26 protein-coding genes and 1 pseudogene are annotated in these 25,803 nt (G+C 72.9%); 17 read left to right on the top strand and 10 right to left on the bottom strand.

The features are described 5' to 3' along the window. From ABZW32_RS27255 to ABZW32_RS27235, 5 genes and pseudogenes are all read left to right on the top strand, one after another. A pseudogene (locus ABZW32_RS27255) lies at positions 1 to 336 on the top strand (ATP-grasp domain-containing protein); the annotation flags it as partial. A 31-nt stretch (positions 337 to 367) separates the two neighbouring features. Beyond that, complete coding sequence (locus ABZW32_RS27250; RefSeq protein WP_356220511.1) at positions 368 to 1,648, top strand: NAD(P)-binding domain-containing protein; 1,281 nt, start codon at positions 368 to 370, stop codon at positions 1,646 to 1,648. A 24-nt stretch (positions 1,649 to 1,672) separates the two neighbouring features. Beyond that, the gene (locus ABZW32_RS27245; protein ID WP_356220509.1) at positions 1,673 to 1,972 is read left to right on the top strand and encodes a hypothetical protein; all 300 of its coding nucleotides are present in this window, start codon (positions 1,673 to 1,675) and stop codon (positions 1,970 to 1,972) included. A gap of 12 nt (positions 1,973 to 1,984) precedes the next feature. Next, positions 1,985 to 4,078 carry a SpoIIE family protein phosphatase gene (locus ABZW32_RS27240; RefSeq protein WP_356220507.1) on the top strand — a complete coding sequence of 698 codons (2,094 nt, stop codon included), beginning with the start codon at positions 1,985 to 1,987 and terminating at the stop codon, positions 4,076 to 4,078. 85 nt (positions 4,079 to 4,163) lie between these two features. Then, positions 4,164 to 4,331 (top strand): hypothetical protein, encoded by a 168-nt coding sequence (locus ABZW32_RS27235; RefSeq protein ID WP_356220505.1) that lies wholly within the window; start codon positions 4,164 to 4,166, stop codon positions 4,329 to 4,331. A 256-nt stretch (positions 4,332 to 4,587) separates the two neighbouring features. Here ABZW32_RS27235 and ABZW32_RS27230 read toward each other — a convergent pair whose 3' ends face one another. Then, the gene (locus tag ABZW32_RS27230) at positions 4,588 to 5,028 is read right to left on the bottom strand and encodes a DUF6299 family protein (RefSeq protein WP_356220502.1); all 441 of its coding nucleotides are present in this window, start codon (positions 5,026 to 5,028) and stop codon (positions 4,588 to 4,590) included. Between the two features lie 170 nt (positions 5,029 to 5,198). Here ABZW32_RS27230 and ABZW32_RS27225 point away from each other — a divergent pair, with 170 nt between their 5' ends. Continuing rightward, a complete protein-coding gene (locus tag ABZW32_RS27225) occupies positions 5,199 to 5,810 on the top strand; it encodes a DUF4352 domain-containing protein (RefSeq protein WP_356220500.1) in 612 nt (203 codons plus the stop codon). Between the two features lie 57 nt (positions 5,811 to 5,867). Beyond that, positions 5,868 to 6,362, top strand: coding sequence for a DUF5949 family protein (locus ABZW32_RS27220; RefSeq protein ID WP_356220497.1), 495 nt, complete (start codon positions 5,868 to 5,870; stop codon positions 6,360 to 6,362). 154 nt (positions 6,363 to 6,516) lie between these two features. Here the strand turns inward: ABZW32_RS27220 and ABZW32_RS27215 are convergent, their stop codons facing one another. Continuing rightward, positions 6,517 to 7,782 carry a cytochrome P450 gene (locus tag ABZW32_RS27215; protein ID WP_356220494.1) on the bottom strand — a complete coding sequence of 422 codons (1,266 nt, stop codon included), beginning with the start codon at positions 7,780 to 7,782 and terminating at the stop codon, positions 6,517 to 6,519. A gap of 144 nt (positions 7,783 to 7,926) precedes the next feature. Next, positions 7,927 to 9,093: a low temperature requirement protein A gene (locus tag ABZW32_RS27210; RefSeq protein ID WP_356220492.1), complete on the bottom strand. Its 1,167-nt coding sequence runs from the start codon at positions 9,091 to 9,093 to the stop codon at positions 7,927 to 7,929. A 433-nt stretch (positions 9,094 to 9,526) separates the two neighbouring features. On the opposite strand from ABZW32_RS27210, the gene ABZW32_RS27205 reads away from it, so the two are divergent. Together ABZW32_RS27205 and ABZW32_RS27200 are read left to right on the top strand one after the other, a co-directional pair. Continuing rightward, complete coding sequence (locus ABZW32_RS27205) at positions 9,527 to 9,772, top strand: hypothetical protein (RefSeq protein ID WP_356220490.1); 246 nt, start codon at positions 9,527 to 9,529, stop codon at positions 9,770 to 9,772. Between the two features lie 37 nt (positions 9,773 to 9,809). Beyond that, positions 9,810 to 10,055, top strand: coding sequence for a hypothetical protein (locus ABZW32_RS27200; protein ID WP_356220488.1), 246 nt, complete (start codon positions 9,810 to 9,812; stop codon positions 10,053 to 10,055). A 13-nt stretch (positions 10,056 to 10,068) separates the two neighbouring features. Here ABZW32_RS27200 and mscL read toward each other — a convergent pair whose 3' ends face one another. Next, complete coding sequence (gene mscL / locus ABZW32_RS27195; protein ID WP_356220485.1) at positions 10,069 to 10,569, bottom strand: large conductance mechanosensitive channel protein MscL; 501 nt, start codon at positions 10,567 to 10,569, stop codon at positions 10,069 to 10,071. 123 nt (positions 10,570 to 10,692) lie between these two features. Further along, positions 10,693 to 11,238, bottom strand: coding sequence for a hypothetical protein (locus ABZW32_RS27190; RefSeq protein WP_356220483.1), 546 nt, complete (start codon positions 11,236 to 11,238; stop codon positions 10,693 to 10,695). A 197-nt stretch (positions 11,239 to 11,435) separates the two neighbouring features. Between ABZW32_RS27190 and ABZW32_RS27185 the strand changes: the two genes are divergently transcribed. Next, a complete protein-coding gene (locus tag ABZW32_RS27185) occupies positions 11,436 to 11,798 on the top strand; it encodes a DUF6086 family protein (protein WP_356220480.1) in 363 nt (120 codons plus the stop codon). A gap of 65 nt (positions 11,799 to 11,863) precedes the next feature. Here ABZW32_RS27185 and ABZW32_RS27180 read toward each other — a convergent pair whose 3' ends face one another. The 4 genes from ABZW32_RS27180 to ABZW32_RS27165 all read right to left on the bottom strand — a co-directional run bounded on the left by ABZW32_RS27180 (position 11,864) and on the right by ABZW32_RS27165 (position 16,585). Continuing rightward, the gene (locus ABZW32_RS27180; RefSeq protein ID WP_356220479.1) at positions 11,864 to 12,697 is read right to left on the bottom strand and encodes an S-methyl-5'-thioadenosine phosphorylase; all 834 of its coding nucleotides are present in this window, start codon (positions 12,695 to 12,697) and stop codon (positions 11,864 to 11,866) included. A gap of 83 nt (positions 12,698 to 12,780) precedes the next feature. Then, positions 12,781 to 13,092, bottom strand: a complete 312-nt coding sequence (locus ABZW32_RS27175; protein WP_356220476.1) for an FmdB family zinc ribbon protein — start codon at positions 13,090 to 13,092, stop codon at positions 12,781 to 12,783. Positions 13,093 to 13,159: 67 nt separating this feature from the next. Next, entirely contained in the window at positions 13,160 to 14,503 is a 1,344-nt protein-coding gene (locus ABZW32_RS27170; protein WP_356220473.1) for an MFS transporter, read from the bottom strand. Positions 14,504 to 15,079: 576 nt separating this feature from the next. Then, positions 15,080 to 16,585, bottom strand: coding sequence for a potassium/proton antiporter (locus ABZW32_RS27165; RefSeq protein WP_356220524.1), 1,506 nt, complete (start codon positions 16,583 to 16,585; stop codon positions 15,080 to 15,082). Positions 16,586 to 16,829: 244 nt separating this feature from the next. Here ABZW32_RS27165 and ABZW32_RS27160 point away from each other — a divergent pair, with 244 nt between their 5' ends. Then, positions 16,830 to 19,745, top strand: coding sequence for a penicillin acylase family protein (locus ABZW32_RS27160; RefSeq protein WP_356220471.1), 2,916 nt, complete (start codon positions 16,830 to 16,832; stop codon positions 19,743 to 19,745). Positions 19,746 to 19,838: 93 nt separating this feature from the next. On the opposite strand, the gene ABZW32_RS27155 is transcribed toward ABZW32_RS27160, so the two are convergent. After that, on the bottom strand, positions 19,839 to 20,480 hold the full coding sequence (locus tag ABZW32_RS27155) for a 5-formyltetrahydrofolate cyclo-ligase (protein WP_356220468.1): 642 nt from the start codon (positions 20,478 to 20,480) through the stop codon (positions 19,839 to 19,841). Between the two features lie 51 nt (positions 20,481 to 20,531). Between ABZW32_RS27155 and galU the strand changes: the two genes are divergently transcribed. From galU to ABZW32_RS27125, 6 genes are all read left to right on the top strand, one after another. Beyond that, on the top strand, positions 20,532 to 21,434 hold the full coding sequence (galU, locus tag ABZW32_RS27150; protein WP_356220465.1) for a UTP--glucose-1-phosphate uridylyltransferase GalU: 903 nt from the start codon (positions 20,532 to 20,534) through the stop codon (positions 21,432 to 21,434). Positions 21,435 to 21,438: 4 nt separating this feature from the next. Then, on the top strand, positions 21,439 to 22,779 hold the full coding sequence (gene glp / locus ABZW32_RS27145) for a gephyrin-like molybdotransferase Glp (RefSeq protein WP_356220463.1): 1,341 nt from the start codon (positions 21,439 to 21,441) through the stop codon (positions 22,777 to 22,779). 80 nt (positions 22,780 to 22,859) lie between these two features. Continuing rightward, positions 22,860 to 23,339, top strand: coding sequence for a cyclic pyranopterin monophosphate synthase MoaC (gene moaC, locus ABZW32_RS27140; RefSeq protein WP_266839546.1), 480 nt, complete (start codon positions 22,860 to 22,862; stop codon positions 23,337 to 23,339). 122 nt (positions 23,340 to 23,461) lie between these two features. Further along, entirely contained in the window at positions 23,462 to 23,953 is a 492-nt protein-coding gene (locus tag ABZW32_RS27135; RefSeq protein WP_266841709.1) for a MogA/MoaB family molybdenum cofactor biosynthesis protein, read from the top strand. Positions 23,954 to 23,970: 17 nt separating this feature from the next. Next, complete coding sequence (locus ABZW32_RS27130; protein WP_356220460.1) at positions 23,971 to 24,600, top strand: GNAT family protein; 630 nt, start codon at positions 23,971 to 23,973, stop codon at positions 24,598 to 24,600. A gap of 145 nt (positions 24,601 to 24,745) precedes the next feature. Continuing rightward, positions 24,746 to 25,774, top strand: a complete 1,029-nt coding sequence (locus ABZW32_RS27125; protein WP_356220458.1) for a hypothetical protein — start codon at positions 24,746 to 24,748, stop codon at positions 25,772 to 25,774. Positions 25,775 to 25,803 lie beyond the last annotated feature (29 nt).

Here is a 25,803-nt window from a genome sequence, read left to right as displayed (position 1 = left end):
CCCGCCCCACCCGCCCCGCCCCCCGCATCCGCCCCGCCCGCCGGGCGGCGGCCCGGTCCGGTACGGGCGGCGCCCCCGCGGGAACGGCGGGGCCGCGTGGAGGCGGCCTGGTTCGCCGCCGACGACCTCGGGCCGTTCCTGGCGATGCTCGGGGCCTTCCTGGGCCGCGGCCTCGGCAAGGGGGCCCGCGTCCTGCGCGGCGTACCCGAACAGGGGCGGCGCGGGGCCCGCGCCGTGCGGGCGCCCCGGCAGCGCGGGGGCGAACGGCCGGGACCCCCGGCCCGCCGGACCCCGCCGGAGGCCCCGGCGGAGCCGGACGAACTGGTCACCCGGTAACCGAGGAGCTGGAGGAACGGCCGTGAGGCGGATGGACGATCTCGTGGTGATCGGCGCGGGCCCGTACGGGCTGTCGATCGCCGCGCACGCGGCTGCGGCCGGACTCGGGGTGCGCGTCGTGGGACGCCCCATGGCGTCCTGGCGGGACCACATGCCCGAGGGCATGTACCTCAAGTCGGAGCCCTGGTCCTCCAACCTCTCCGCGCCCGGAGGCCGCCACACCCTCGCCGAGTACTGCGCCACCCGCGGTCTGACCGCGGAACACGGCAGCCCGCTGCCCATCGCCACCTTCAGCGCCTACGGACTCTGGTTCGCCCGCCACGCGGGGCTGCCCGAGGTGGAGGAGGACACCGTCACCGAGGTCACCCCGTACGGCGACGGCTTCCTCGTCCACACCGCCGGCGGCCCGCCCCGCCCGGCCCGCACCGTGGCCCTCGCGGTCGGGGTGATGCCCTTCACCCGGTACCCGCGAGCCCTGCGCGACCTGCCCCCGGGCCACTGCTCGCACAGCACCGGCCACAGCGACCTGTCCCGCTTCGCCGGGCGGGAGGTGGCCGTCCTCGGCGCCGGGCAGGCCGCCCTGGAGACCGCCGCGCTCCTCGCGGAGGCGGGCGCCCGGCCCTGCCTGGTGGCCCGGCGGTCCCGGCTGAACTGGAACACCGTCCCGCAGCCCCTGGAGCGGCCCCTGCTCCGCGCCCTGCGCGACCCGCACAGCGGCCTCGGCACCGGCTGGCGCAGCTGGGTGTGGTCCGAGCTGCCCTGGGCGGTACGGCGGCTGCCCGCCCCGACCCGGGAGCGGATCGCCGCCACCGCCCTGGGGCCCGCCGGGGCCTGGTGGCTGCGGGAGCGCTTCGAACGGCGGGTGCCGACGCTGCTGGGACACCGGCTGCACCGGGCCGTGCCCGTGGCCGGCGGCCGGACCCGGCTAGGCCTGACCACGGCGGCCGGGGAGTCCGTCGTACTGGACACCGCGCACGTCATCGCCGCCACCGGCTTCGCCCCCGACCTGGCCCGGCTGGAACTGCTCGACGCCGGACTGCGCGCGGCCCTGGCGACCGTCGGCGACGGCGGCACCCCCGAGCTCAGCCCCGGCTTCGAGTCATCCTGGCCCGGACTGTTCTTCGCGGGGCTGCTGACCGCTCCCTCGTTCGGACCTTCCATGCGATTCGTACACGGCGCGGGCTTCACGGCGGGGAGACTGGTGAAGGGAGTCCTGGGCCGCCTCGGCGCCCGGGGCCCGCTCACCGGCACCACCGACGGCGCCGGCCCCGACCGGGCCGCCGCCGGGCAACCGAATACGTATCTACGCTGAGATCCACCGGAGAGGGGTCCCGCGATGGGCGCGGAGCGAGCACAGGGCGGCCGTGGCTGGGTGCGCATCCCCGCCAGCCGCGGGGAACACTCCCCGGCCGGAGCCGCCGGCGGCACACCGTACGGCCGGCGCGCGTCCGCCGCCGGCAGACCGGCGGGCCCCTCCGCCCCTTCCAGCCCCTCCGGGGGCTTCGCCCCCGCCGACCCGGCCGCCATCTACCTCGCCCTCCTCAAGCGCTGGCGGGAGGCCGGACGCACCCTCCCGGGGCATCCTGACGAGGAGTGGGAGCGGCTCATCTCCCAGCCGTGCTGGCCCGGCCGTTAGGTGGTGTGACCCGTGGCAGCGGCGGAGCGTGACAGACCCGGGCGGGACGGCACCCCCGGCCCGCTGACGGGCCCCGGCGAGCGGCTCGCGCTCAACGGCATGGGCAGCTTCGAATGGGACCTCGACGCCGGAACCGTCACCATCGACGAGGCCGGCCTGGCCGTCTTCGACCTGGAGCCGCAGGAGTTCGACCACACCCCCGACGGCCTCGGGCTGCGGATCCCCGCCGACGACTCGGCACGGCTCCAGGACACCGTCGTCGGCGTCCTGGACGGCGGCGGCGCGACCTACGGCTCGTACTTCACGGTGCGCCGGCGCGACGGCCGCGACCAGTGGACCCACATCCAGGGCCGGGTACTGCGCGACCCCGACGGGCAGCCGCTGCGCATCGTCGCGATCGTGCGCGACGCCACCGCCGAGCTCGCCCACGCCACCGTGCTGCGCAAACTGGAGAACGCCCGCATCCAGCAGGCCGCCATCGTGCAGCGCACCACCGAAGCACTGTCGCGCGCCGTCACCGTCGACGACGTGACCGCCGCCCTGACCGGCGCCGGCGCCCTGGAACGCCTCGGCGCCGACGGCCTCGCGCTGGGCCTCGTCGAAAACGGCACCATCAAGATCATCGCCCTGAGCGGGGAGTCCCTGGAGATCCTCAGCGAACGCAGGTTCACCCGCCTGGACGGATCACTGCCGCTGTCCCAGGCCGTGCTCACCCGGCAGGCACGATTCGTCACCTCGCTCACCGACCTGGCCGCCGAGTTCCCGCTGCTCGCCGACTACCTCAACCGGATCCGCTACGACGCCGCCGCCTACCTCCCCCTCATCGCCCAGGCCAAGGCCATCGGCGGACTCGTGCTCTTCTACCGGCGGCGCAACGAGTTCAGCCCGGAGGAACAGAACCTCTGCCTCGGCCTCGCCGGCATCGTCGCCCAGTCCCTGCAACGAGCCCTCCTCTTCGACCAGGAACGCGAGTTCGCCACCGGCCTCCAGGCCGCCATGCTGCCGCGCCGGATCCCCGACATCACCGGCGGGGAGATCGCCGTGCGCTACCACTCCGCCTGGAGCGGACGCGAGGTCGGCGGCGACTGGTACGACGTGATCTCCCTGCCCCGCGACCGGGTCGGCATCGTCGTCGGCGACGTCCAGGGCCACGACACCCACGCCGCGGCCATCATGGGCCAGCTGCGCATCGCCCTGCGCGCCTACGCCGGCGAGGGACACTCCCCCTCCACCGTCCTGGCCCGCGCCTCCCGCTTCCTCGCCGAACTCGACACCGAACGCTTCGCCACCTGCATGTACGCACAGGTGGACCTGGAAACCGGCGGCGTACGGGCAGCCCGCGCCGGCCACCTCGGCCCGCTCATCCGGCACACCGACGGCCGCACCGGCTGGCCCAACGTACGCGGCGGCCTGCCGCTGGGCCTGGCCTCCGCCTTCGAACAGGAGGAGTTCCCCGAGACCCGCCTCGACCTGGTGCCCGGCGAGATCCTCGTCCTGTGCACCGACGGACTCGTCGAGGAACCCGGCACCGCCATCACCCAGGGCATGGAAGCCCTCGCCCACGCCGTGCGCAGCGGACCCCAGGACGCCGGAGCCCTCGCCGACCACCTCTCCGACCGGCTCTGGGAACGCTGGGGCTCCGGCGACGACGTCGCCCTGCTCGTGCTGCGCCGCGCCCCGGACCCCGGCACCCACCGGGCCCCGCGCATCCACCAGTACATCCACCAGGCCGACCCGGAGGGGCTCTCCGAGGCCCGCTACGCCCTGCGGCAGGCCCTGCGCGACTGGGGCATGGCCGAGCTGGCCGACGACGTCGAGCTGGCGGCGGGGGAGCTGCTGGTCAACGCCCTCCTGCACACCGACGGCGGCGCGGTGCTGACCATGGAGGTGCTGCCCGAACCCGTGCGGCGGATCCGGCTGTGGGTCAAGGACCGCTCCAGCGTCTGGCCCCGGCGCCGCACCCCGGGCGAGGCGGCCACCACGGGGCGCGGACTGCTGCTGGTCGACGCCCTGGCCACGCACTGGGGGGTGGAGTCCCGGGGCGATGGGAAGGCCGTCTGGTGCGAGTTCGACGCCCGCGCCGCCACCCCGCACGGCACGCCGTGAGCGGGCGCTCACTCCGGGTTGTGGGATGCCGGGTGCGGGGTGATGATGCGGCCATGAAACGGAAGGTTTTGCTTCGGGCCGTGCCGTGCGCCGCCTGAGCAGGGGCGCCGTCACGGGCCTCCTGGCGGTGCTGCTGCTCGCGGCCGGGGTGCCGAAGGTCGTGGACTGGACGACGGGACGGCCCCACGCGGACCCCGGGTGCCAGACGGTCGCGTTCATGTCGATGACGGACGTCGCACCCGAATGCCACTGACCGGCCGCCGCGCCCGTGCCCGCGCCCGGCGCCCGTGCCCGCGTCCGCGGGCTCCGGGCACCGGCAGCGGCAGCGGCACCGGGGATCCGGGCGTCGCGCGCCCCGGCGCCGGACGGCCGGGGCCCTCGGGGCCCTAGGGACCCCCAGCGCCCGGAGCCGCTTGCCGCCGACGACTTGCCGCCGACCGCTTGCCGCCGACCGGTTGCCGCGGGCCTGTGGCAGCGGCCGCCGGCCGGACGGCGGGTGCGCCGAGGCCTCAGCGCTGCACGTGGATCTCGATGTCCCGGCTGTCCGCGGCGACGGTGTCGACCGCCCTCGGCATCAGGCCGTGCAGGTGCACCTCCTGGAGCTCCGCCGTCGCCACCGCGCGACCCGCGTGCAGGCCGGCGCCGAACTGCGGCGCCCGCACCTTCCACTCGTGCGGCGCACCGTCGCAGACGACACCGGTCCCGATGCTGAGCCTGCCCGAGTCCTTCTGGGCGACGGTCACCCTGAGCTGCGTGGCCCCGCCGGGGGACGCGGTCTCGCACCGGTAGGCCCCGTGAAGCGCGATCGCACCGTCCCGGGCGATCTCCGCGTCCGGGTTGACGACGACGGCCTGCTGAAAGACGGTGGCGGCGGCGGGCGCCGCGAACAAAGCGGTCGCGGCCAGTGCGGAGAAGGCGGAGAAGGCCATTCGGCGGGCAGGCGTACGCATTCTTCCTCCAGGTGGGCGTGGATGACGGGATTCCGCCGGAACGCATTGTGCTGGCAGTCGGGGGCAAACGCGCACCGCATACCCGTGTCGGTGTGTGCAATTGCCCGCTCGGGCGCGTGAGACTGGCCGAATTACATCCCCGCACCGAAGATCCCCGAAGGGGTCCCCGTATGCGCCAGCCCACCGCCGTCCTCGCCGCCGCCACCCTCCTGCCCGTCCTGCTGTTCGGCGCCACCGCCTGCCAGAGCGCCCCCGAGGGCGCCGCACTCGCCCCCGCCGCCGCGCCCGCCGTCCCCGTCGACGACGGGGCGCCCGGCGCCGACGAGGAGCCCGCGGCGCCGGCCCGCGGCGCGGACGCGGCCGCCGCGAAGGATGCCCATGTGGGTGACTCCGTACGGGTGCAGGGGCGCGAGGTGGGGCGACACCTCCAGGCCGTACTCGCCGCCTACGTGGACCCCGCGCTCAGCGTGGAGCCGAACTACGGGCCCCCTGCCGGGAAGCGCTGGGCGGCCGCCTCGATGTCGTTCGTCAACGTCGGCGGTGCCTCGTACGGGCCCCTCGGGCGCATGTGGGCGTACGACGGCGCGGGAAAGCGCTACCCGGCCGTGCGCACCGGTGAACTGACCACCGGCAAACCACTCGTCTTCGATTCCCTCGCGGTCGGTGAGCGGGCCGAGGGATGGGTGGTGTTCGAAATCCCGGAAAACACGCGCATTGTGCGGCTGCAGTATCAGGACGCGAACATCAGGGCGAATTCCGGAGGTGGTTTCTGGTCGGTCTAGCCCGCCCGGGTGAAAGGCCGTGAAAGGGCCCGGTTCCAGAGCACTAAGGTGCGGCGCATGACTTCAACGCAAGCCGAAATCGACAGGTCCCACCTCGGCACCCTTTCCGTGCTCGCCTGGATCGGTGACCCCTCCGAAGGGCACGACATCCCGTACCTCCTCGCCTACACCCTCGGCGACGGCCCGCAGGGCCGCGAGGCGGGCGAGAGGGCCGCGCGCGGACTGCTGGAGGAGATCGGCCTGCCCATCGGCGACGTCGTCATGGACGGCACCCGCAACCCGCGCACCTTCGCCGTGCAGATCCTCCTCGCGGGCAACCAGGTCGCCCTGACCCTGCCCGGCCTCAACGCGACCTGCACCGCCCCCGACGAATGGGTCGCCGCCGCCAACGAGAGCGGGCAGGCGTACTTCCTGTTCGCCACGCGCGCCTGGCCCGAGGCCGTCCCCGGCAAGCCGGTCACCCCCGAGCTCCTGCAGGCCTTCGCCGGCGACGAGGAAGTGCTGACCAGCAGCGCCCACTGCGTCCTGACGGTGCAGAGCCTCCAGCAGTAGGCGGGGCCGCGCTCCGGCCGCCGGGCCCCCAGCCCGCCCGGTGGCCGGTCCCCCCCCCCCGCCCGGTGGCCGGTCCCCCCCCCGCCCGGTGGCCGGTCCCCCCCCCGGTGGCCGTTTCCCCCACCACCCGGTGGCCGCTCCTCCCGGCCCGCCGTCACGCCTCGGTGCGGGGACACTCGAAGGCGAACCGCAGCGAACGCACCCGGTTGTCGAAACTGGACCCCGCCAGATCCGGCAGCCCCACCGCGCGCAGCCCCACCGGACGCGTCAGCAGCTCACGGAAGAGCGCCTTCATCTCCACCCGGGCCAGGTGCGCGCCCAGGCAGAAGTGCGGACCGCCACCCCCGAAACCCAGATGGGGGTTGGGGGAGCGGGTGATGTCGAAGGCGTCCGGATCGGGGAAGACCGCTTCGTCACGGTTGGCGGAGGCGTAGTACAGCACCACCTTGTCGCCGGGCCGGAACAGATGGCCGCCCAGGCTGTGTTCGGCCGTCACCGTCCGGCGGAACTGGATGATCGGCGTCGAGTGCCGGATCATCTCGTCCACCGCGCCGTCCGCGTACTTCTCGAAGTCCGAGAGCAGCAGGTCCCGTTGGTCCGGGAAGTCGGTCAGCAGCGTCAGCCCGTGGGTGATGGCGTTACGGGTCGTCTCCACCCCCGCCACCATCAGCAGGCTGAAGAACGCCCCCAGTTGCCGGGCCCCGAGCGCCTGGCCGTCGACGTTCGCGCAGACCAGCGCCGAGATCAGGTCGTCGGTGGGGTGCCTGCGCCGCTCCCGCCCGATCCCCGCGACCATCCGCTGCATCCGCGCCAGCGCCCGCAGCCCACGCCCCGGCATCCGCAGCCGCGACGCCAGGCCCCGCTCCACCCCGATGTTCTCCGAAGCGTGGTTGACCCGGTCCGCGATCTCCGCCCGGTAGCGCTCCGGGATGCCCATCATGTTGCAGATGACCTCCAGCGGCAGCCGGGAGGCCACCGCCGACACGAACTCGTCCGGCCGCCCCTCCAGCACGTCGTCCACGATCCGCGCCGCCACCGCGTGGATGTCCTCCTCGGCGGCGGCCAGCAGGCGGGGCGTGAAGGCCCGCTGCACGATCTTGCGCAGCTGCGCGTGGTCCGGACCGTCCAGGTTGACCATCGAGTCCCCGAACAGCGCCCGCACCCACCGGGCCGGCTCCGGTGTGGTGACCCCGGGCGCGCTGGCGAACACCTTGGGCAGCCGGCTCGCCTCCTGCACGTCCGCGTGCCGGACGAGCGCCCAATGGCCGGCCCCCTCCGGGACGAACACCGGGGACGGCAGCGCGCGCAGGCGCGCGAAGGCGGCCAGGCGCCGGTCCGGTGGAAGCTGCCAGAAACCCGGCTCGGCCAGTTCCGCTCCGGGACCGGTCGCGCCGCTCTGCCGTTGTGGGGGGAGTGTCATGGGGCCTTCTCTTCCTGTCGCCGTGGTGGGGGACGCGCACCGCGTGATGCGTGGCGTGCCGTAAGCGGTGCGCCGTGCTGCAGAACGGATCCACGGGCGCGGGAGTGACGGCCCGGCGGCCGGCGCCTCCCGGAGCCCCGGACCTCAGGCGGCGACGGCCGCCCGCGACCCGCCCCGGACCGAGAGGGCCTGGCCCACCGCCACGGTCGCCGTCGCGACCAGGCCCGCGTAGAACACCGCGTAGTCACCCGTCCACGTGCACGCGAGGATCACCACGGAGGACACCGGCAGCACCAGCTGCTGGGCGAGACCCCGCTTGAAGTGCCGGGAGTGCAACAGCCACACCATCATCAGGAACAGGGCCGTCGGGACGGTGACGGCGGCGTTCGCGGCCACCTGCGAAATGTGGGCCTGGCCCACCGCGTGCTCGACCGCGACCTCGATGCCCGCACCGATCGCCGCACCCGACGCGAAGATCAACAGATGGCCGTACCCCCACGGGATCGCCTGACGGTTGGACGTCAGCCGCTCGTGCATCGGCACCGCGAAGTAGATCCACCACGCGGCGAACACGATCAACAGCCCGCCCGCGGCGATCGGCAGCAGTTCGCCCAGGGCTTCGTGCTCGTCGAGCGCCGACTTCACGGCCACCGTGCTCGCGGCGATCGTCTCGCCGAGCACGATGATGGTGAACAGCCCGTACCGCTCCGCGATGTGGTGCGCGTGCCACGGTGTCTGGTGCCCACGCTCGGCCAGCACCGGAACCAACAGCTCCGCCGCCACCAGCACCAGGAACAGCCACCGCTTGGACGCGTCCGGGGCGAACAGCAGCGCCACCCAACCCGCCTGGCACAACACCAGCCCCGCCGCGTACTTCAGCGCCGCCGTACGGGCCGGACCGCTCTCCCCGGACGCCGCCCGCAGCCACTGCGCCGTCAACGCCACCCGCATGATCAGGTAGCCGATGACGGCCACCGTCCAGTCGTTGTCGTTGAAGGCACGGCTCACCCCCGCCGCGTAGACCAGCACACCGGCGATCTGCACGAGCGTCGCGATCCGGTACGGCACGTCGTCACAGTCGTAGGCCGACGCGAACCACGTGAAGTTCATCCACGCCCACCACACCCCGAAGAAGACGAAGAAGTACCCGATCACCCCGCTCCCGGGATGGCCCTCCGCCAGCGAGTGCACCAGACACTGACCGGCCTGGGCGATCGCGACGACGAAACAGAGATCGAAGAACAGCTCCAGCGGGGTCGCCGCCCGGTGGTCCTCGTCGCGGCTGCGCGCGGTCATCGGTACGTACGTCATACCGCCCAGCACAGCAGTGCCCGGCCGCCTGACAGGCGAGGCGCGCGGCCCGAACCCCCCGGGTGCCCCGGGCGGACTCGTAGCGGCCCACCACCATCCGAACGATCCGCCGGCGCCCGGCCGACGCCGGGTACGCCGCCGGCCCGGCTCCCGAGGCCGGTCCCGCGGTCGCACTGCGGCAACCCGGCACCCAGGTACCCCGGCGGCCGGCCGGCCGGGGACCTCGCCACCGCGCCGACCCGGGTCCTCGCCATCCCGCCCGCCCGCCGATCCGGCGGGCGGGCCGGGCCGCACGGGCCGCCTCCCCGGCGTCGCCCACGGGGCGGCAGGACCCCGCGCCGGCCGCGGTGACCGCGTCGGCCCGCACCCGGGGGGCGTACGGACGCTCCGGTTCCCTGACCGGCGGATCCCGGTGGTCTTCCGGGACGAGCAGGTGCGCCAAGCCGAGGGCCAGGGCCCCGAGGAGCAGGCGGCCGCGTCGAAGCAGTCCGGGACGGAGGCGGGCGCCGTCGCCGGCTCCTGCGCCGCCATCGCCGCCTACGGCTTTGCGTTCGTCCCCGCGATGTCCGCCGCCATGGCCGTCACCGACACGCTGCGGATCCTCATCGGCTTCCACGCGACCTTCCTCGCCGCGTGCCGGCGGTGCTACGCCCTCAAGGGCGCCGAGGTCCCCGGCTGAACCGGGCCGGTGGCGGGGGTCGCCGTACCCTGGACGCATGAGCACCTCCGCCGCCCCCGACCCGCTGCCCGAGTCCGCCGCGACGCCGACGTCGACGCCGACCCCGGCACCGGCGTCGTCGACACCGGCTGCCAAGCCGCGCCCCCGGCTGGTCTTCGACGACCCGCTGGACCGCCAGTCGTCCGACGACACCGACCGCGGCTGGGGCGAGCGACCGCCCGCCGGCGGAAGCGCGGCCGACCTGGCCCGCTTCCTCGACGAGAAGCCCCCGCACCACATCTGATCCGCCCGAGCGGTCAGAAGGCGTCCCGCGCCCCCGGAGCCTGGCCGCTGCCGCCGTTCGAGCCCCGCTGCGCCACCAGGGTGTCGCGGATCTCCTTGAGGACCTCCAGCTCGGTGATCTCCATGGTCTCCTTCACCCCCTCCTTGGCCTTGCGGCGCGCCTCCTGCCGGGCGAGGTACTTCGCCATCGGCAGGACCATCAGGAAGTAGACGACCGCCGCCGTGATCAGGAAGGTCAGTGCGGCGTTGAGGACCGATCCCCACAGGATGTTGACGCCGATCGGATCGCCCTTCGCGTCGATGCCACAGGGTCCCTTCAGGCACGAGGTGTAGACATCCAGGCTTTTGGTGCCGATGGCGCCCACGAGCGGGCTGATGATGCCCTTCACGATCGAGTTCACGATGTTCGTGAACGCGGCGCCGATGACCACGGCCACCGCCAGGTCCACCACGTTGCCGCGCATCAGGAAGGCCTTGAAGCCCGCCAGCACGCTGTCCTTCTTCTTCTCGCCCACCACTGAGCCTCTCTCTGGAACCGCTGAATTCGGAGTCAACTGTTCCGAAAGCTACGGCAGTCCGGGCCCGCAGTGTCCAATCGAGCCGCACAACAAGGTGACTTGACTGGGCGTGCGTGCGAATCAGCACAACGTCACCGCCAGCCGCGCCACCGTGCCCGCGCCCACCAGGACCCGAGCGGTGTCCCGGGGGATGGACAGCACCACCAGCGCGCCGCCGTCCCCGACGCCCTTCTCCGGCTCGGGCACCTCGGTGACCCGGGCCCCGGCCGCCACCACACGGGGCGGGCCGGTGCGCTCCGCCGCGACCACGTCCACCCGGTCCCCGGGGCGCAGCAGCCGCACCGTCGCCGCGTCCGCGATGCGCACGGGCGCCGACACCAGGCGCACCACCGCCACCGGCGGTTTCACCACGGGCGGGGCCGCGCCCCGGGAGGCACGGGCCTGCGCCCCGCCCACCGCCAGGGCCGCCGCCACGACGGCCAGCCCGGCCGCGGTGGCCCGCCTGCGCCGCCGCACCGCACGACGCAGCCGGCCCCCGGCCCGGCCCACGCGGAGCGGGGGGAAGGGGGGAACGGGGCGCGCGGGGGGACACGTGGAGGACGAAGGGACGGAGGAGGGGGAGGGGGAGGAGGGCGAACAGGGAGGACAGGAAGAGGTCCTGGACATGGTGGGCACCGCCGAGCCGATCGGGATCCGGTGTCCGGGTCCAGCGCCCGGACCCCCTCACGATCCGCCGTTCCGGCCGGTCCCGCGCCGGCCTGTGGACGGTCCCCAGGTTGTGGACAACTCCGTCACCCTCACGAGCGGCCCCGTCGGCCGCCCCGACGCCGGAGCGGCAGCCCCCTGTACGCGATCATCGACGCATGAGCCAGTACTACAACATGGGCGACGAGGTGCTCTGGAACCCGGCGACAGGAGTGTCCCGGCTCTTCCTCGCGCAGGTGGCCGCCTTCGAGCGGGAACTGGCGATGCCCTCCGGGATCGGGCCCATGGAGGCCGACGACAGCGAGGTCGACCCCGTGGGGCTCGCCCGGTTCGCCGAGGAGCTCGTGGACCGGTACCTGCGCGGCGGCCATCCCGTCTCCGCCGCGCTGTCCGAGGGGTTCACCGCAGTCGTCGCGGCCTTGGCCGCGAGTGCCCGGATCCCCCTCGACCTGGGGGAGGGGGACCGGGCGGACCGGCTCCGCGAGCTCGTCCGCGGGGTGCGGCCGGCAGTGCGTGGCTGAGCCGGCCGGGTGAAGGCGGCCAGGTGAAGGCGGTCGCGGTCGGGGGCGGGGTCGAGGTAGAGCGGCTACGGGAGCTCGATGCCGAGGTCCCAGCCGTCGTGGGCGTGGGTGCACAGGCAGGAGCGGGACGCGGTCGGCGGGAGGGCAGCGACGGCGTCGAAGAGGACCTCGCGCAGCCGGCCGACGTTCTCGCCGAACACCTTGAGGACCTCCGTGTGGGAAACCCCCTCACCCGTCTCGGCGCCCGCGTCCAGGTCGGTGACCAGAGCCATCGAGGTGTAGCAGAGTCCCAGCTCGCGGGCGAGGACCGCCTCCGGGTGCCCGGTCATGCCGACCACCGACCAGCCCGCCGCCGCGTGCCAGCGCGATTCCGCCCGCGTCGAGAAGCGGGGTCCCTCTATGACGACCATCGTGCCGCCGTCCACCGGCTCCCAGCCGCGCCCCCGCGCCGCTTCGAGCGCCACCGTGCGACCGACGGGGCAGTACGGGTCGGCGAAGGTCGTGTGCACGACGTTGGGGACGCTGCCGTCCGGCAGCGGCTCGCCGTCGAAGAACGTCTGGGCGCGCGCCTTCGTACGGTCGACCAGCTGGTCCGGGACGAGCAGCGTGCCCGGCCCGTACTCGGCCCGCAGGCCGCCCACCGCGCACGGGCCCAGCACCTGGCGGACGCCGACCGAGCGCAGCGCCCACAGGTTGGCCCGGTAATTGATCTTGTGCGGGGGCACGGTGTGGCTGCGCCCGTGCCGGGGCAGGAAGGCGACCTGCCGCCCGGCCAGCTCGCCCAGGTACAGGGAGTCGCTGGGGGGCCCGTACGGGGTCTCCACCTGGATCTCCGAGACGTCGTCCAGGAAGGAGTAGAAGCCCGAGCCGCCGATGACACCGATCTCTGCGTTGACCATGGCGCCACCCTAACCGGGTACGCGTAAGGCCCCGCCGCCCAGGAGGGCGAGCGGGGCCTTACGGAAAAAGAAAGGCGTACGGGTCAGGCGGCGGACGTGGAGCCGGCGCTGCTGCCGGTGCCGGACGACGACGTCGAGGAGGACGAAGCGGCGGCGGGCGCTGCGGTGGTCGTCGTCGAGGACGCGGGCTTCGAGGCGGGCGTGCTGCTCGACGAAGCGCCACGGCTGTCGTTCCGGTAGAAACCGGAACCCTTGAAGACGATGCCGACCGCGGAGAACACCTTCTTCAGGCGTCCGTCGCAGCTCGGGCACACGGTCAGTGCGTCATCGGTGAACTTCTGCACGGCCTCAAGGCCCTCACCGCACTCGGTGCACTGGTACTGGTAGGTCGGCACGAATTTCCTCCTGGCACTCTGACTCAATGAGTGCTAACGACGCTCCATGGTGACGTATTCCGGCGGATCAGTCCACCGTCACAGGCTGGCGGTGACCGATGCCACGCTCGTTCACCCGGTTCCGGGCGGCCGGCGCGGGGGTCGCCGCGGCGGCGGGAGCCGACGCGTTCACGATCCGGCTCGCGGCCGGCGGCGCCAGCTTCGACCGCAGGGCCAGCAGGGTGACCAGCGCGAGCGCGGTGGCCGCCAGCGGCACCAGGAAGCCGTACGAGGACCCGTGCGCGTCCGTCAGCCGGCCGGCCAGGGTCACCGCGCCGGCCTGGCCGAAGGCGACCGCGCCGGTCAGCCAGGTGAAGGCCTCGGTGCGCGAGGCGGCCGGGATCAGCTGCTCGATCATGGTGTAGCCGGTGATCAGCGCAGGGGCGATGCACAGGCCGACGACCAGGCCGAGGGCGCCCAGCAGGATCATCGAGTGGGCGGCCCACAGGACGGACGCGGCGGCGGTGAGGCCGATGTAGCCGAGGATCAGGCGGCGGCGCGGGCCGATCTTCCAGGCGATGGCGCCCATCGCGATGCCGGCGGTCATGTTGCCCGCCGCGAAGATGCCGTACAGCAGGCCGTTGGCGCCCGGGTTGCCGATCTCGTTGGAGAAGGCGGCGAGCGAGACCTGCATGCCGCCGAAGACGGCGCCGATGCCGATGAAGGCGACGATCAGGACGCGCAGGCCCGGGAAGGACAGCGCGGAGGCGTGCTTGTGGCCGTCGGCCGGGACCGGGGCCGGCTTCGGCTCCGTGGCGCGCTGCGCGGCGAAGAAGAGGCCGCCGAGCAGGGTCAGGGCCGCCTCGGTGGCCAGACCGGCCGCCGGGTGGATGCCGGTGCACAGGGCGGTGGCGAGCACGGGTCCGACGACGAAGGTGAACTCGTCGGTGACGGACTCGAACGCGGCCGCCGTCGGCAGCAGCGGGGATCCTTCGAGCTTGGCCGCCCAGCGGGAGCGGACCATGGGCCCGACCTGCGGGACGGATGCGCCGGCCGGGACGGCGGCCAGCGCGAGCGCCCACAGAGGGGCGCCGAGGAGGGCCAGCGCGGTCAGAGCGGAGACCGCGGCGGCGTGGACGAGGACGACCGGCACGAGGACGGCGCTCTGGCCGCGGCGGTCGGTGAACTTGCCCATGACCGGTGCGAAGAGGGCCATGGAGACGCCGGTGACGGCGGCGACGATGCCGGCGTCTCCGTAGGAGCCGGTGGCGTGCTGGACGAGCAGCAGGATGCTGATCGTCAGCATGCCGAACGGCAGACGGGCGGCGAAGCCGGGGAGGACGAAGCCGAGGGCGCCGGGCGTGCGGAGCAGCTGCCCGTAGCCGGGTCGGGTGGACGTGGCGGACTTGTCGGTCGTGACCGCGGATGTCACGGCCTGGCCTTTCCGCTGCCTGGTAGAGCGTCCCCGTCTGCGGACGGTGCGCCGCCTTGTGAGCGACCGCACCCGTACATGTGGGAGCCCCGAGAGCTGTCCTCTTGCGCAGAACCGAGTGATACCTGGGCGCCCACTGCGGGAGGGTGCCACGGCCGCTTTGCGGTCGCGCCAGCTCTGCGTCAGGCAGAGTTGGTTCGATCTGGTGTGCCTTCATCGTACAGGGGAATCCGCTACCACGCCCTGTGATTTCTCTGGCAACTCGTGTCTTCACCTGCGATTAACTGGAGCTTCGCATTCCAGCGCCCATGAAATGGGGGCGAAGAAGGTCATACGCCACCGAAATTGGCCAGTTTAGAGCAGCGCTCTATAGCGGAGCGTTCATCCTGGCCGCCCCTGCGTAACCCTCCGTCACTGAAAATCGCCGCCGATCCACCACGGGTGACCGTGTACGCGACGTCGGGGAATGTCGACAAATATGCACGACCGTCGAAGGGTGACGGTGGTGCCGGCAGTGACGGTGGTGCAGGCAGTGACGGTGGTGCCGGCGGACGCCGCCGGCACCACCGGCCGCCGTTACAGCGACGCTCCGCCCCCGGTGCCCAGCCACCCCGCCAGCTTGCCGCCGCGCGCCACCGCCCGCAGCCGGGCCTCCGCCGCGTCGCGAACCGGATCCGTGGCCACCACCAGCAGCTCGTCCCCGCGCCGCAGCACGGTCGACGGCGCCGGTACGAAGCTCTTCGCGTCCCGGACCACCAGCGTCACCGACGCTCCCGCCGGCAGCCGCAGCTCGCTGACCTCCACCCCGTGCATGCGCGAGGCGGGCGGGATCGCGAAGGACAGCAGGTGCCCGCGCAGCTTCTCCAGCGGCGCCGACTCGATCCCGAGGTCGGCCGCGGCCTCGTCTGTGTCCCCGAGCTCCAGCTTGCGCGCCAGCCACGGCAGGGTCGGGCCCTGGACCAGCGTGTAGACGACGACGAGCACGAAGACGATGTTGAAGACCCGGTCGCTGCCCTCGATGCCGGTCACCATCGGGATGGTCGCCAGGATGATGGGGACGGCGCCCCGCAGGCCCGCCCACGACATCAGGGCCTGCTCCTGCCACGGGATCCGGAAGGGCAGGAGGCTGACGAACACCTCCAGGGGCCGCGCCACCATCGTCAGCACCAGTCCGATGATCACCGCGGGCCAGAAGTCGCTCGCCAGTTCGTGCGGGGTGACCAGCAGGCCCAGCAGCACGAACATGCCGATCTGCGCGATCCAGCCGAGCCCGTCCGCGAACCCGCGGGTGGCCGGCCAGTGCGGCAGCTTCGCGTTCCCGAGCACCATGGCCGCCAGGTACACCGCCAGGAAGCCGGAGCCGTGAGCCATCGCGCCGGCGGCGTACGCCGCCACGGCTATCGCCATCACCGCGATCGGGTACAGGCCGGAGGCGGGCAGCGCCACGTGCCGCAGTCCGTACGCCCCCAGGAAGCCCACCGTCAGGCCGATCGCGGCGCCGATCGCCAGCTCGAGCGCGATCTTGCCGATCAGGACGTACCAGTCGTCCACCGGTCCGACCGTCGCGAAGGCCACCACCAGGATCACGACGGGAGCGTCGTTGAATCCGGACTCGGCCTCCAGTACGCCCGTCACCCGCGAGGGGAGCGGGACCTTGCGCAGAACGGAGAAGACGGCCGCCGCGTCGGTCGAGGAGACGACCGCGCCGATCAGCAGGGCCTGGCGCCATTCCAGCCCGACCAGGTAGTGCGCGCCCGCCGCCGTGACGCCCACGCTGACCGCGACGCCGACCAGCGACAGCACGATCGCGGCCGGCAGCGCGGGTTTGATCTCTTTCCACTTGGTGCCCAGACCGCCCTCGGCGAGGATCACGACGAGTGCGGCGTAGCCGATGACCTGCGTCAGCTCGGCATTGTCGAATACGACGTTGCCGATGCCGTCCTGGCCTATCGCTATGCCTATGCCGAGGTAGATGAGCAGGCTGGGGAGGCCGCTGCGTGAGGAGATGCGTACCGCCGCTACCGCGACGAGCAGCACGAGCGAGCAGACCAGCAGGAGCTCGTTGAGCGTGTGGACAGTCAGCGGGCGGCCCTTTCCTCAGCGCGCCTGACGGAGCGGCGGATCGTTCCTTCCGGAGGCGCGTCCGGCAAGTTACTTCGTTACCTTACCTAATATTTGACGATTCCTTGACGCGATAGTCACATTGTGAAACGCCTGTTCGGCCCTGTCCTCATGACCTTGACCCCTGGCGGATCAACGGACATGGTCCTGCGCCTATGGTTGCTCCCAGCAATCCCAGGACCACCCTGCCCCTCTAAGGACAGCGATGCCCGCCAATGAATCCGGACCTTCCGTCAAGAAGAAGGGACGACGCGCACGCCTGCTCGTGCTCGTCTTGGTCCTGGTGCTCTTGGCGGCAATCGGCTACGGCGCGTACTGGAGCGTGGACACCGTGCGCGCCTCCTTCCCGCAGACCACCGGCTCCCTCAAGGTCCCCGGTCTGACCGGGACCGTCGACGTCAAGCGTGACGAGCACGGGATTCCGCAGCTCTACGCCGACAACGACGAGGACCTCTTCCGCGCGCAGGGCTTCGTCCACGCGCAGGACCGGTTCTGGGAGATGGACGTACGCCGCCACATGACCTCCGGCCGGCTCTCCGAGATGTTCGGGTCCGGCCAGGTGGAGACCGACGCCTTCCTGCGCACGCTGGGCTGGCGCCAGGTCGCCCAGGCCGAGTACGACACCAAGCTCTCACCGGAGACCAAGAAGTACCTCCAGGCCTACGCCGACGGGGTCAACGCGTACCTGAAGGGGAAGTCCGGCAAGGACCTCTCCGTCGAGCACGCCGCCCTCAAGCTGACCGACGACTACAAGCCGGAACAGTGGACGCCGGTGGACTCGGTGGCCTGGCTCAAGGCCATGGCCTGGGACCTGCGCGGCAACATGCAGGACGAGATCGACCGCTCGCTGATGGCGAACACGCTCTCGCAGGCCCAGATCGACGAGCTCTACCCGCCGTACCCCTTCGACCGGAACAAGCCGATCGTCGAGGGCGGCACGGTCGCGGGCGGCAAGTACGTGCCCCAGGGGACCCCGGGCACGGGAACCGGCACGGGTACCGGAACAGGTACCGGTACGGGTACCGGCACCGGAACGGGTACGGGTACCGGAACGGGTACGGGTACCGGAACGGGTACGGGTACGGGCACGGGTACCGGAACAGGCACGGGCACCGGCACCGGCTCGCAGGCCACCCCCAACGGCGGCAGCACCGGCCTCGCCGGCAACGCCACCGCCCAGGGCGCCACGGTCGGCCTGCGCACGCAGCTGACCTCGCTCTCCAAGACCCTGGACGAGATCCCGGCCATCCTCGGCCCCAACGGCAGCGGCATCGGATCCAACTCCTGGGTCATCGGTGGCAAGTACACGACGACCGGCAAGCCGCTCCTCGCGAACGACCCGCACCTCTCCCCGCAGCTGCCCTCGGTCTGGTACCAGATGGGCCTGCACTGCCGCGCCGTCTCGCCCCAGTGCCAGTACGACGTGGCCGGCTACACCTTCTCGGGCATGCCCGGCGTGGTCATCGGCCACAACGCCGACATCGCCTGGGGCATGACCAACCTCGGCGCCGACGTGACCGACCTCTACCTGGAGCAGGTCAGGCCCGACGGCTACGTCTACGACAACAAGGTGCTCCCCTTCACCACCCGTGAAGAGGTCATCAAGGTCGCGGGCGGCAAGAGCAAGAAGATCACCGTCCGGACCACCAACAACGGACCGCTGATCTCCGACCGCAGCGACGAGCTGGAGACCGTGGGCGTCCGCGCCCCCGTCCCCAGCTCCGCCCCCGACCGCGGCAACGGCTACGCCGTCGCCCTGCGCTGGACCGCCCTGGACCCCGGCAAGTCGATGGACGCGGTGTTCAAGATCGACCGCGCCAAGGACTTCGCGAGCTTCCGGGCGGCCGCGGCCGACTTCGAGGTCCCCTCGCAGAACCTGATCTACGCCGACAACAAGGGCGCCAACGGCAACATCGGCTACCAGGCCCCGGGCCGCATCCCGATGCGGGGCCAGGGCGACGGCCGCATGCCGGCGCCCGGCTGGGACCCGAAGTTCGCCTGGAAGGGCGGCAAGGACGGCAACGCGGGCTACATCCCGCAGAACGAGATGCCCTGGGAGCTCAACCCGGCCCGCGGCTACATCGTCACCGCCAACCAGGCCGTCACCGAGACCGGCCCCGGCAAGTACCCGTACGTGCTGACCACGGACTGGGGCTACGGCGCCCGCAGCCAGCGGATCAACGACCTCATCGAGGCGAAGATCAAGGACAGCGGCAAGATCTCGACCGACGACATGCGCGCCATGCAGATGGACAACAGCAGCGAGATCGCCGCGCTGCTGACCCCGATGCTGGCCAAGATCCAGGTCTCGGACCCGGACGTGCGCTCGGCGCAGAAGCTGCTCGAAGGCTGGAACTACACGCAGGAGAACGACTCGGCGGCGGCCGCGTACTTCAACGCGGTCTGGCGCAACATCCTCAAGCTGTCCTTCGGCGACAAGATGCCCAAGGAGCTGCGGATCGAGGGCAGCTGCGCCAACGTCCAGGAGAGCGGCGGTCCCAACGACGACCTCACCAAGACGGTCCGCGAGTGCGGCACCCGAGGTCCCGACTCGGCGCAGCCGGACGGCGGTGACCGGTGGTTCGAGGTGGTGCGCCGCCTGGTCAAGGACGAGAAGTCGCCCTGGTGGTCCTCGCCCAAGACGCTGACCAAGCCGGCGACGACCACCCGTGACCAGCTCTTCGCCCGCGCCATGAACGACGCGCGCTGGGAGCTGACGGCCAAGCTCGGCAAGGACCAGTCGACCTGGAGCTGGGGCCGGCTGCACCAGCTGAACCTGAAGAACCAGACGATCGGCACCGAGGGCCCCGGCTTCATGCGGTGGCTCCTCAACCGCGGCCCGTGGAACCTGGGCGGCGGCGAGGCCACCGTCAACGCGACCGGCTGGAACGCCTCCAGCGGGTACGGGGTCACCTGGGTGCCGTCGATGCGGATGGTCGTGAACCTCAACGACCTGGACAAGTCCCGCTGGATCAACCTGACCGGCGCCTCGGGGCACGCGTACGCATCCACGTACACGGACCAGACGACGATGTGGGCCAAGGGCGAACTGCTGGAGTGGCCCTTCGGCAAGGAGGCTGTCGACAAGTCGACGGTCGACACGCTGACGCTGAAGCCGTGACGCCGACGCGGTAGCGCCGAAGCGGTAGCGCCGAGGCGGTGACGCCGGAGCCCGGGGTGGAAGGCCGAGAGCCGGAGCCCCGGGGCCGAGGCCTCAGAAGCGCACCACCCCCGACGGGGTGGCGACCGCCTGGACGGGGTGGTCGTGCGGTTCCTCCGGGACCCGCGCGACCACCTCTTCGTCGTAGAGGAGCACCACCAGCGCCGGGTGCGCCCCCGCGCGTTCCAGCCGGGCCAGCACCCGGTCGTAGGAGCCGCCGCCGCGGCCGAGCCGCATCCCGCGTCCGTCGACCGCCAGGCCGGGCAGCAGGACGGCGTCGGCGGCCGTGACGGCCTCGGGGCCGAGGGCCGGCCCGGAGGGTTCCAGCAGGCGCATCTTCCCCGGGTGCGCGGCCTCGGCGAGGCTCCCGGGCCCCTCGTAGGCGGCCCAGTCGAGGTCGTTGTCGGGCAGCAGCAGGGGCAGCAGCACCCGCTTGCCGGCCGCGCGCAGCGCGTCGAGCAGCTCGTGGGTGCCGGGTTCCGCGCCGACCGAGACGTACGCGGCCACCGTGCGCGCACCGGCCAGTTCGGGCAGGGCGAGGGCGGAGCGGGCGAGCGCGCGGGCGGCCGTGCCCCGCGCCTCGGGGGACAGGGCGCGGCGGGCGGCGAGCAGTTGTCGCCGGAGGGCGGCCTTCTCGGGCGGGTGCACCGTCACTATGAGGTCACATACCTTTGCTATAGGTGGATATCCGGACATAATTACCGGAATCTGGGCGGGTGTTCAGCGCGACCCACTATCGTTCTGCCCATGACTCAGTCGCACCCCGTGATCAAGAAGGCCGTCATCCCGGCCGCGGGCCTCGGCACTCGGTTCCTCCCGGCGACCAAGGCGACCCCGAAGGAAATGCTCCCGGTCGTGGACAAGCCGGCCATCCAGTACGTGGTCGAGGAGGCCGTCTCGGCCGGCCTGGACGACGTCCTGATGATCACAGGACGTAACAAGCGGGCTCTCGAAGACCACTTCGACCGCAACTACGAGCTGGAGTCGGCCCTCATCGCCAAGGGCGACGACGACCGGCTGAAGAAGGTCCAGGAGTCCAGCGACCTGGCCACCATGCACTACGTCCGCCAGGGCGACCCGCGCGGCCTGGGACACGCCGTCCTGTGCGCCGAGCCGCACGTCGGCAGCGAGCCCTTCGCCGTCCTGCTCGGCGACGACCTCATCGACCCGCGCGACCCGCTCCTGCGCCAGATGGTCGACATCCACGCGCGCACCGGCGGCACCGTCATCGCGCTGATGGAGGTCGACCCGTCCAGCGTGCACCTCTACGGCTGCGCCGCCGTCGAGGCGACCGGCGAGCCGGACGTCGTCCGCGTCACCGGACTCGTCGAGAAGCCGGACGCCTCCGAGGCACCCAGCAACTTCGCGGTCATCGGACGGTATGTCCTCAACCCCGCGATCTTCGGCATACTGCGGGAGACCGAGCCGGGCCGCGGCGGGGAGATCCAGCTCACCGACGCCCTGCAGAAGCTGGCCGCCGACGAGAGCGTGGGCGGCCCGGTGCACGGCGTGGTCTTCCGCGGCCGCCGCTACGACACCGGGGACCGCGGCGACTACCTGCGGGCCATCGTGCGACTCGCGTGCGAACGTGAGGACCTGGGCCCGGAGTTCCGCACCTGGCTTCACCGTTACGTCACGGAGGAGATGTAGGAACGTGAGCAGTTCCGCACCGCAGGACACCGCACCGCACCGCCTGTGGTCGGTGGACGAGCACCTCGCGGACGTCCTCGCCACCGTCCGGCCGCTGGAGCCCATCGAGCTCCAGCTGCTCGACGCCCAGGGCTGCGTCCTGGTCGAGGACGTCACCGTGCCCGTCGCCCTCCCGCCCTTCGACAACAGCTCCATGGACGGGTACGCCGTCCGTGTGGCCGACGTCCAGGGTGCGAGCGAGGAGTTCCCCGCGGTGCTCGCCGTCATCGGCGACGTCGCGGCGGGCAGCGGTGAACTGCCCACCGTCGGCCCCGGACAGGCCGCCCGCATCATGACCGGAGCCCCGCTGCCGCCCGGCGCCGAGGCCGTCGTGCCGGTCGAGTGGACCGACGGCGGCACGGGCGGCGGCGCCGCCGCCGGAATGACCCCGGCCAGCGCCGCGCCCGAGGGCGCGGGCGGCGAGGTGCGGGTCCACCGGGCCGCCGAGGCGCGGGCGCACGTGCGCTCGCGCGGGAGCGACGTACAGGCCGGTGACCTGGCCCTGGCCGCCGGCACCGTCCTCGGCCCGCCGCAGATCGCCCTGCTGGCCGCCATCGGCCGCGGCACCGTACGGGTCCGCCCGCGCCCCCGGGTGGTGGTCCTGTCCACCGGCAGCGAGCTGGTCCAGCCGGGTGAGGCGCTGGCCGCCGGGGCGATCTACGACTCCAACAGCTTCGCCCTCGCCGCCGCCGCCCGCGACGCCGGCGCCATCGCCTACCGGGTCGGCGCGGTCGCCGACGACGCCGAGACCCTGCGCGGCGTCATCGAGGACCAGCTGATCCGGGCCGACCTCCTCGTCACCACGGGCGGGGTCAGCGTCGGCGCGTACGACGTGGTCAAGGAGGCGCTGACCTCCGTCTCGGCGGGCGACGAGGCCGTGGAGGCGGGACGCGTCGACTTCCGCAAGCTCGCCATGCAGCCCGGCAAGCCGCAGGGCTTCGGCACGGTCGGCCCCGACCACACCCCGCTGCTGGCCCTCCCCGGCAACCCGGTGTCCTCCTACGTCTCCTTCGAGCTGTTCGTGCGTCCCGCCATCCGCGCGCTGATGGGCCTGCCCGCGTCCGAGGTCAGCCGGCCGAGCGTGCGCGCCGTGCTCAAGGCCGACCGGCCGATCGGCTCGCCGGCCGCCCGCCGCCAGTTCCTGCGGGGCGCCTACGACCCCGGGAGCGGGACGGTCAGCCCGGTCGGCGGATCGGGCTCCCACCTGATCGCGGCACTGGCGCACGCCGACTCGCTGATGGTGGTGCCGGAGGACGTCACCTCGGTGGAGCCGGGGGCCGAGCTGGAAGTCATCCTGCTCGGCTGAGCACCGTCCGGTGCGGGTAGCGTGTTGCACCACACAGGCCCCAGGGCTCAGGGGGCCCGGAGCGGGAGTGGCACGCAGACATGAGTACGCAGAGCAGGCTGACGCACATCGACGAGGCCGGCGCGGCCCGGATGGTGGACGTTTCGGCGAAGGACGTGACCACCCGGACGGCCCGGGCCAGCGGACGCGTCCTCGTATCGCCCCGGGTGATCGAGCTGCTGCGCGGCGAGGGCGTGCCGAAGGGCGACGCCCTCGCCACCGCGCGGATCGCGGGGATCATGGGCGCCAAGAAGACCCCGGACCTGATCCCGCTGTGCCATCCGCTGGCGGTGTCCGGGGTGACGGTGGACCTGAGGGTCGCCGACGACGCCGTGGAGATCCTCGCCACCGTCAAGACCACCGACCGTACGGGCGTCGAGATGGAGGCGCTGACCGCGGTCGCCGTCGCCGGGCTCACCGTGATCGACATGGTGAAGGCCGTCGACAAGGGCGCGGTCATCACCGACGTCCGGGTGGAGGAGAAGACCGGCGGCAAGTCCGGCGACTGGACCCGCGCGTGAACGCCCCCCGCGGCGGCGAGGTCCATAGCCACAGCCACGGCCATACCCACAGCCACGCCGAAGCGGCCGGCGCCCCCGAGACGGCGGTCCCGCCCGCCGCCGGGACCCCCGCACCGCGCGGGCTGGTCGTCACCGCCTCGAACCGCGCCTCCCGGGGCGTGTACGAGGACCGGGGCGGCCCCCTGCTCGCCGAGGCCCTGGAGCGGCTCGGCTTCGCCGTGGACGGCCCGCGCGTCGTCCCCGACGGCGACCCGGTGGAGCTGGCGCTGCGCGAGGGCGTGGCCGCCGGGTACGACGTCATCCTGACCACCGGCGGCACCGGCATCTCCCCGACCGACCGGACCCCGGACGCCACCGCGCGCGTGCTGGACTACGAGGTCCCGGGGATCCCGCAGGCCATCCGTGCCGAGGGCCTGGAGAAGGTGCCGACCGCCGCCCTGTCGCGGGGCCTGGCGGGCGTGGCGGGCCACACCCTGATCGTCAACCTGCCCGGCTCCACGGGCGGGGTGCGCGACGGCCTCGCGGTCCTGGCCCGGATCCTGCCGCACGCCGTGGACCAGCTCCGCGGCGGCGACCACCCCAGACCCGCGCCGACGCCGGGGAGCCCGAGCTGAACGGCCCCACCTGGCCGGTGGTGCTGACGGACGGCGATGTCACGCTCCGGCCGATAAAGCTGCGGGACCAGCGCGCCTGGCGCGAGGTCAACCGGCGCAACCGCGACTGGCTGCGCCCCTGGGAGGCCACGATCCCGCCGCCCGCGCCGTGGGGGCCGGTCATCCAGCGGCCGACGTACCGGCAGATGGTCCGCCACCTGCGGGCGGAGGCCAACGCGGGCCGGATGCTCCCGTTCGTCATCGAGTACCAGGGACGGCTGGTCGGGCAGCTGACGGTCGCCGGGATCACCTGGGGGTCGATGTGCGCCGCCCATGTGGGCTACTGGGTGGACCGGGACGTGGCGGGCCGCGGGGTCATGCCGACGGCGGTCGCGCTGGCCGTCGACCACTGCTTCGGGAAGGTCGGGCTGCACCGGATCGAGGTGTGCATCCGGCCGGAGAACGTGCCGAGCCGGCGGGTCGTGGAGAAGCTCGGCTTCCGCGAGGAGGGGATGAGGCCGCGCTACCTGCACATCGACGGCGCGTGGCGGGACCATCTGGTCTTCGCGCTGACGGCGGAGGAGGTACCGGAGGGACTGGTGCGCCGGTGGCACCGCCGGCGGAAGCCGCCGCAGGGGTCGTCGTCCGGGCCGCCCGAAATCAGGTAATCGCAAAAGCGTTCGAATTTCTGGCCGATTCGCCCATAACCTGATCCGAAGAATCACAAAAAAAGTCCGTGATATCAGCCGGATCGTGCGACACACCGGCTCAATTGGCCGATCCCCTCGGCCGCGCCCCTCTACGGTGTGGGGTGTGAGCAGCAGCGGCCTCATCTACGCAGTCATTGTCGGGGCCTGGGCCGCCTACTTGGTGCCCATGTGGCTCCGCAGGCAGGACGAGCTGAACGAAGCCCGTCCGACGGAACGCTTCTCCACTGCCATCCGGCTTCTTTCCGGCCGGGCGGGAATGGAGCGCCGTTATGCCAAGGGGCTGCGTGAGCGCGGTGAGGAACAGGCGGAACCCGAGCCCCACGCGGACCCGGAAGCGGCGACGGAAACGGTGAATTCCGTGGACGCCGACGCCCGGGCCTTCGGCATGTCCCCGACCAGGACCGAGCCGAGAACGAGCGAGGCCGAGCGGGTCCGCCGGCAGCAGCGCCTCCAGGTGCTCGCGCGCCGTCGGCGCACCACCGCACTCCTCTTCCTCGCCTTCAGCGGCGGGGCGATCGCCGCCGCCGTCGGCGGCCTGCGGTATCTGTGGGCCCCGGCCGTGCCCGCCCTGCTGCTGAGCGCGTACATCGTGCACCTGCGGGTCCAGGAGCGACGGCGCTACGAGTTCACGATGGACCGGCGCCGCGCCGAGGCGGCCGCGCGCCAGCTGCGCGAGAGCCGCCTGCGCCGCCGGCCCGCCGAGGAGACCCCCGAGGCCGGAGCCGAACCGGACCCCGCGCCGCCGGTCTCCCCGCAGGAGGCCGGGCGGCGTGCGCTCGTCGAGCAGACCGACCACGCCGAGTGGGTGGACCAGCAGCGCGAGCGGGAGCGCGGACCGGCGCGCGGGGACAGCTGGGAGCCGGTGCCGGTCCCGCTGCCGACCTACGTGACCGCCCCCGTCGCCCCCCGCGCCACCGGGCCGACGGCCCCCGACGGCTGGAGCGCGACCCGCTCCAGCACCGCGGAGCCGACCGACCCGCGCCTGCGCGCCCAGCCGGCCCTCCCGAAGCCGGCCCCGGGCCCGGACCAGACGACCCCGTCCACCCCCCGGCCCCGGGGCCAGGGCCGGGGCCGCACCCCGCTCTTCGACCAGTACGAGGGCGAGGACCGGCCCCGCGCCGCCAACGAGTGACGGGGTGCGGGTGACCTGCGCGGAACGCG

Origin of the sequence: Streptomyces sp. NPDC004667, from assembly GCF_040609475.1 — a bacterium.
Classification (GTDB): Bacteria; Actinomycetota; Actinomycetes; order Streptomycetales; family Streptomycetaceae; genus Streptomyces.
The sequence above is the reverse complement of the archived record's forward strand: the minus strand, read 5'-3'. Positions and strand labels throughout refer to the sequence as shown.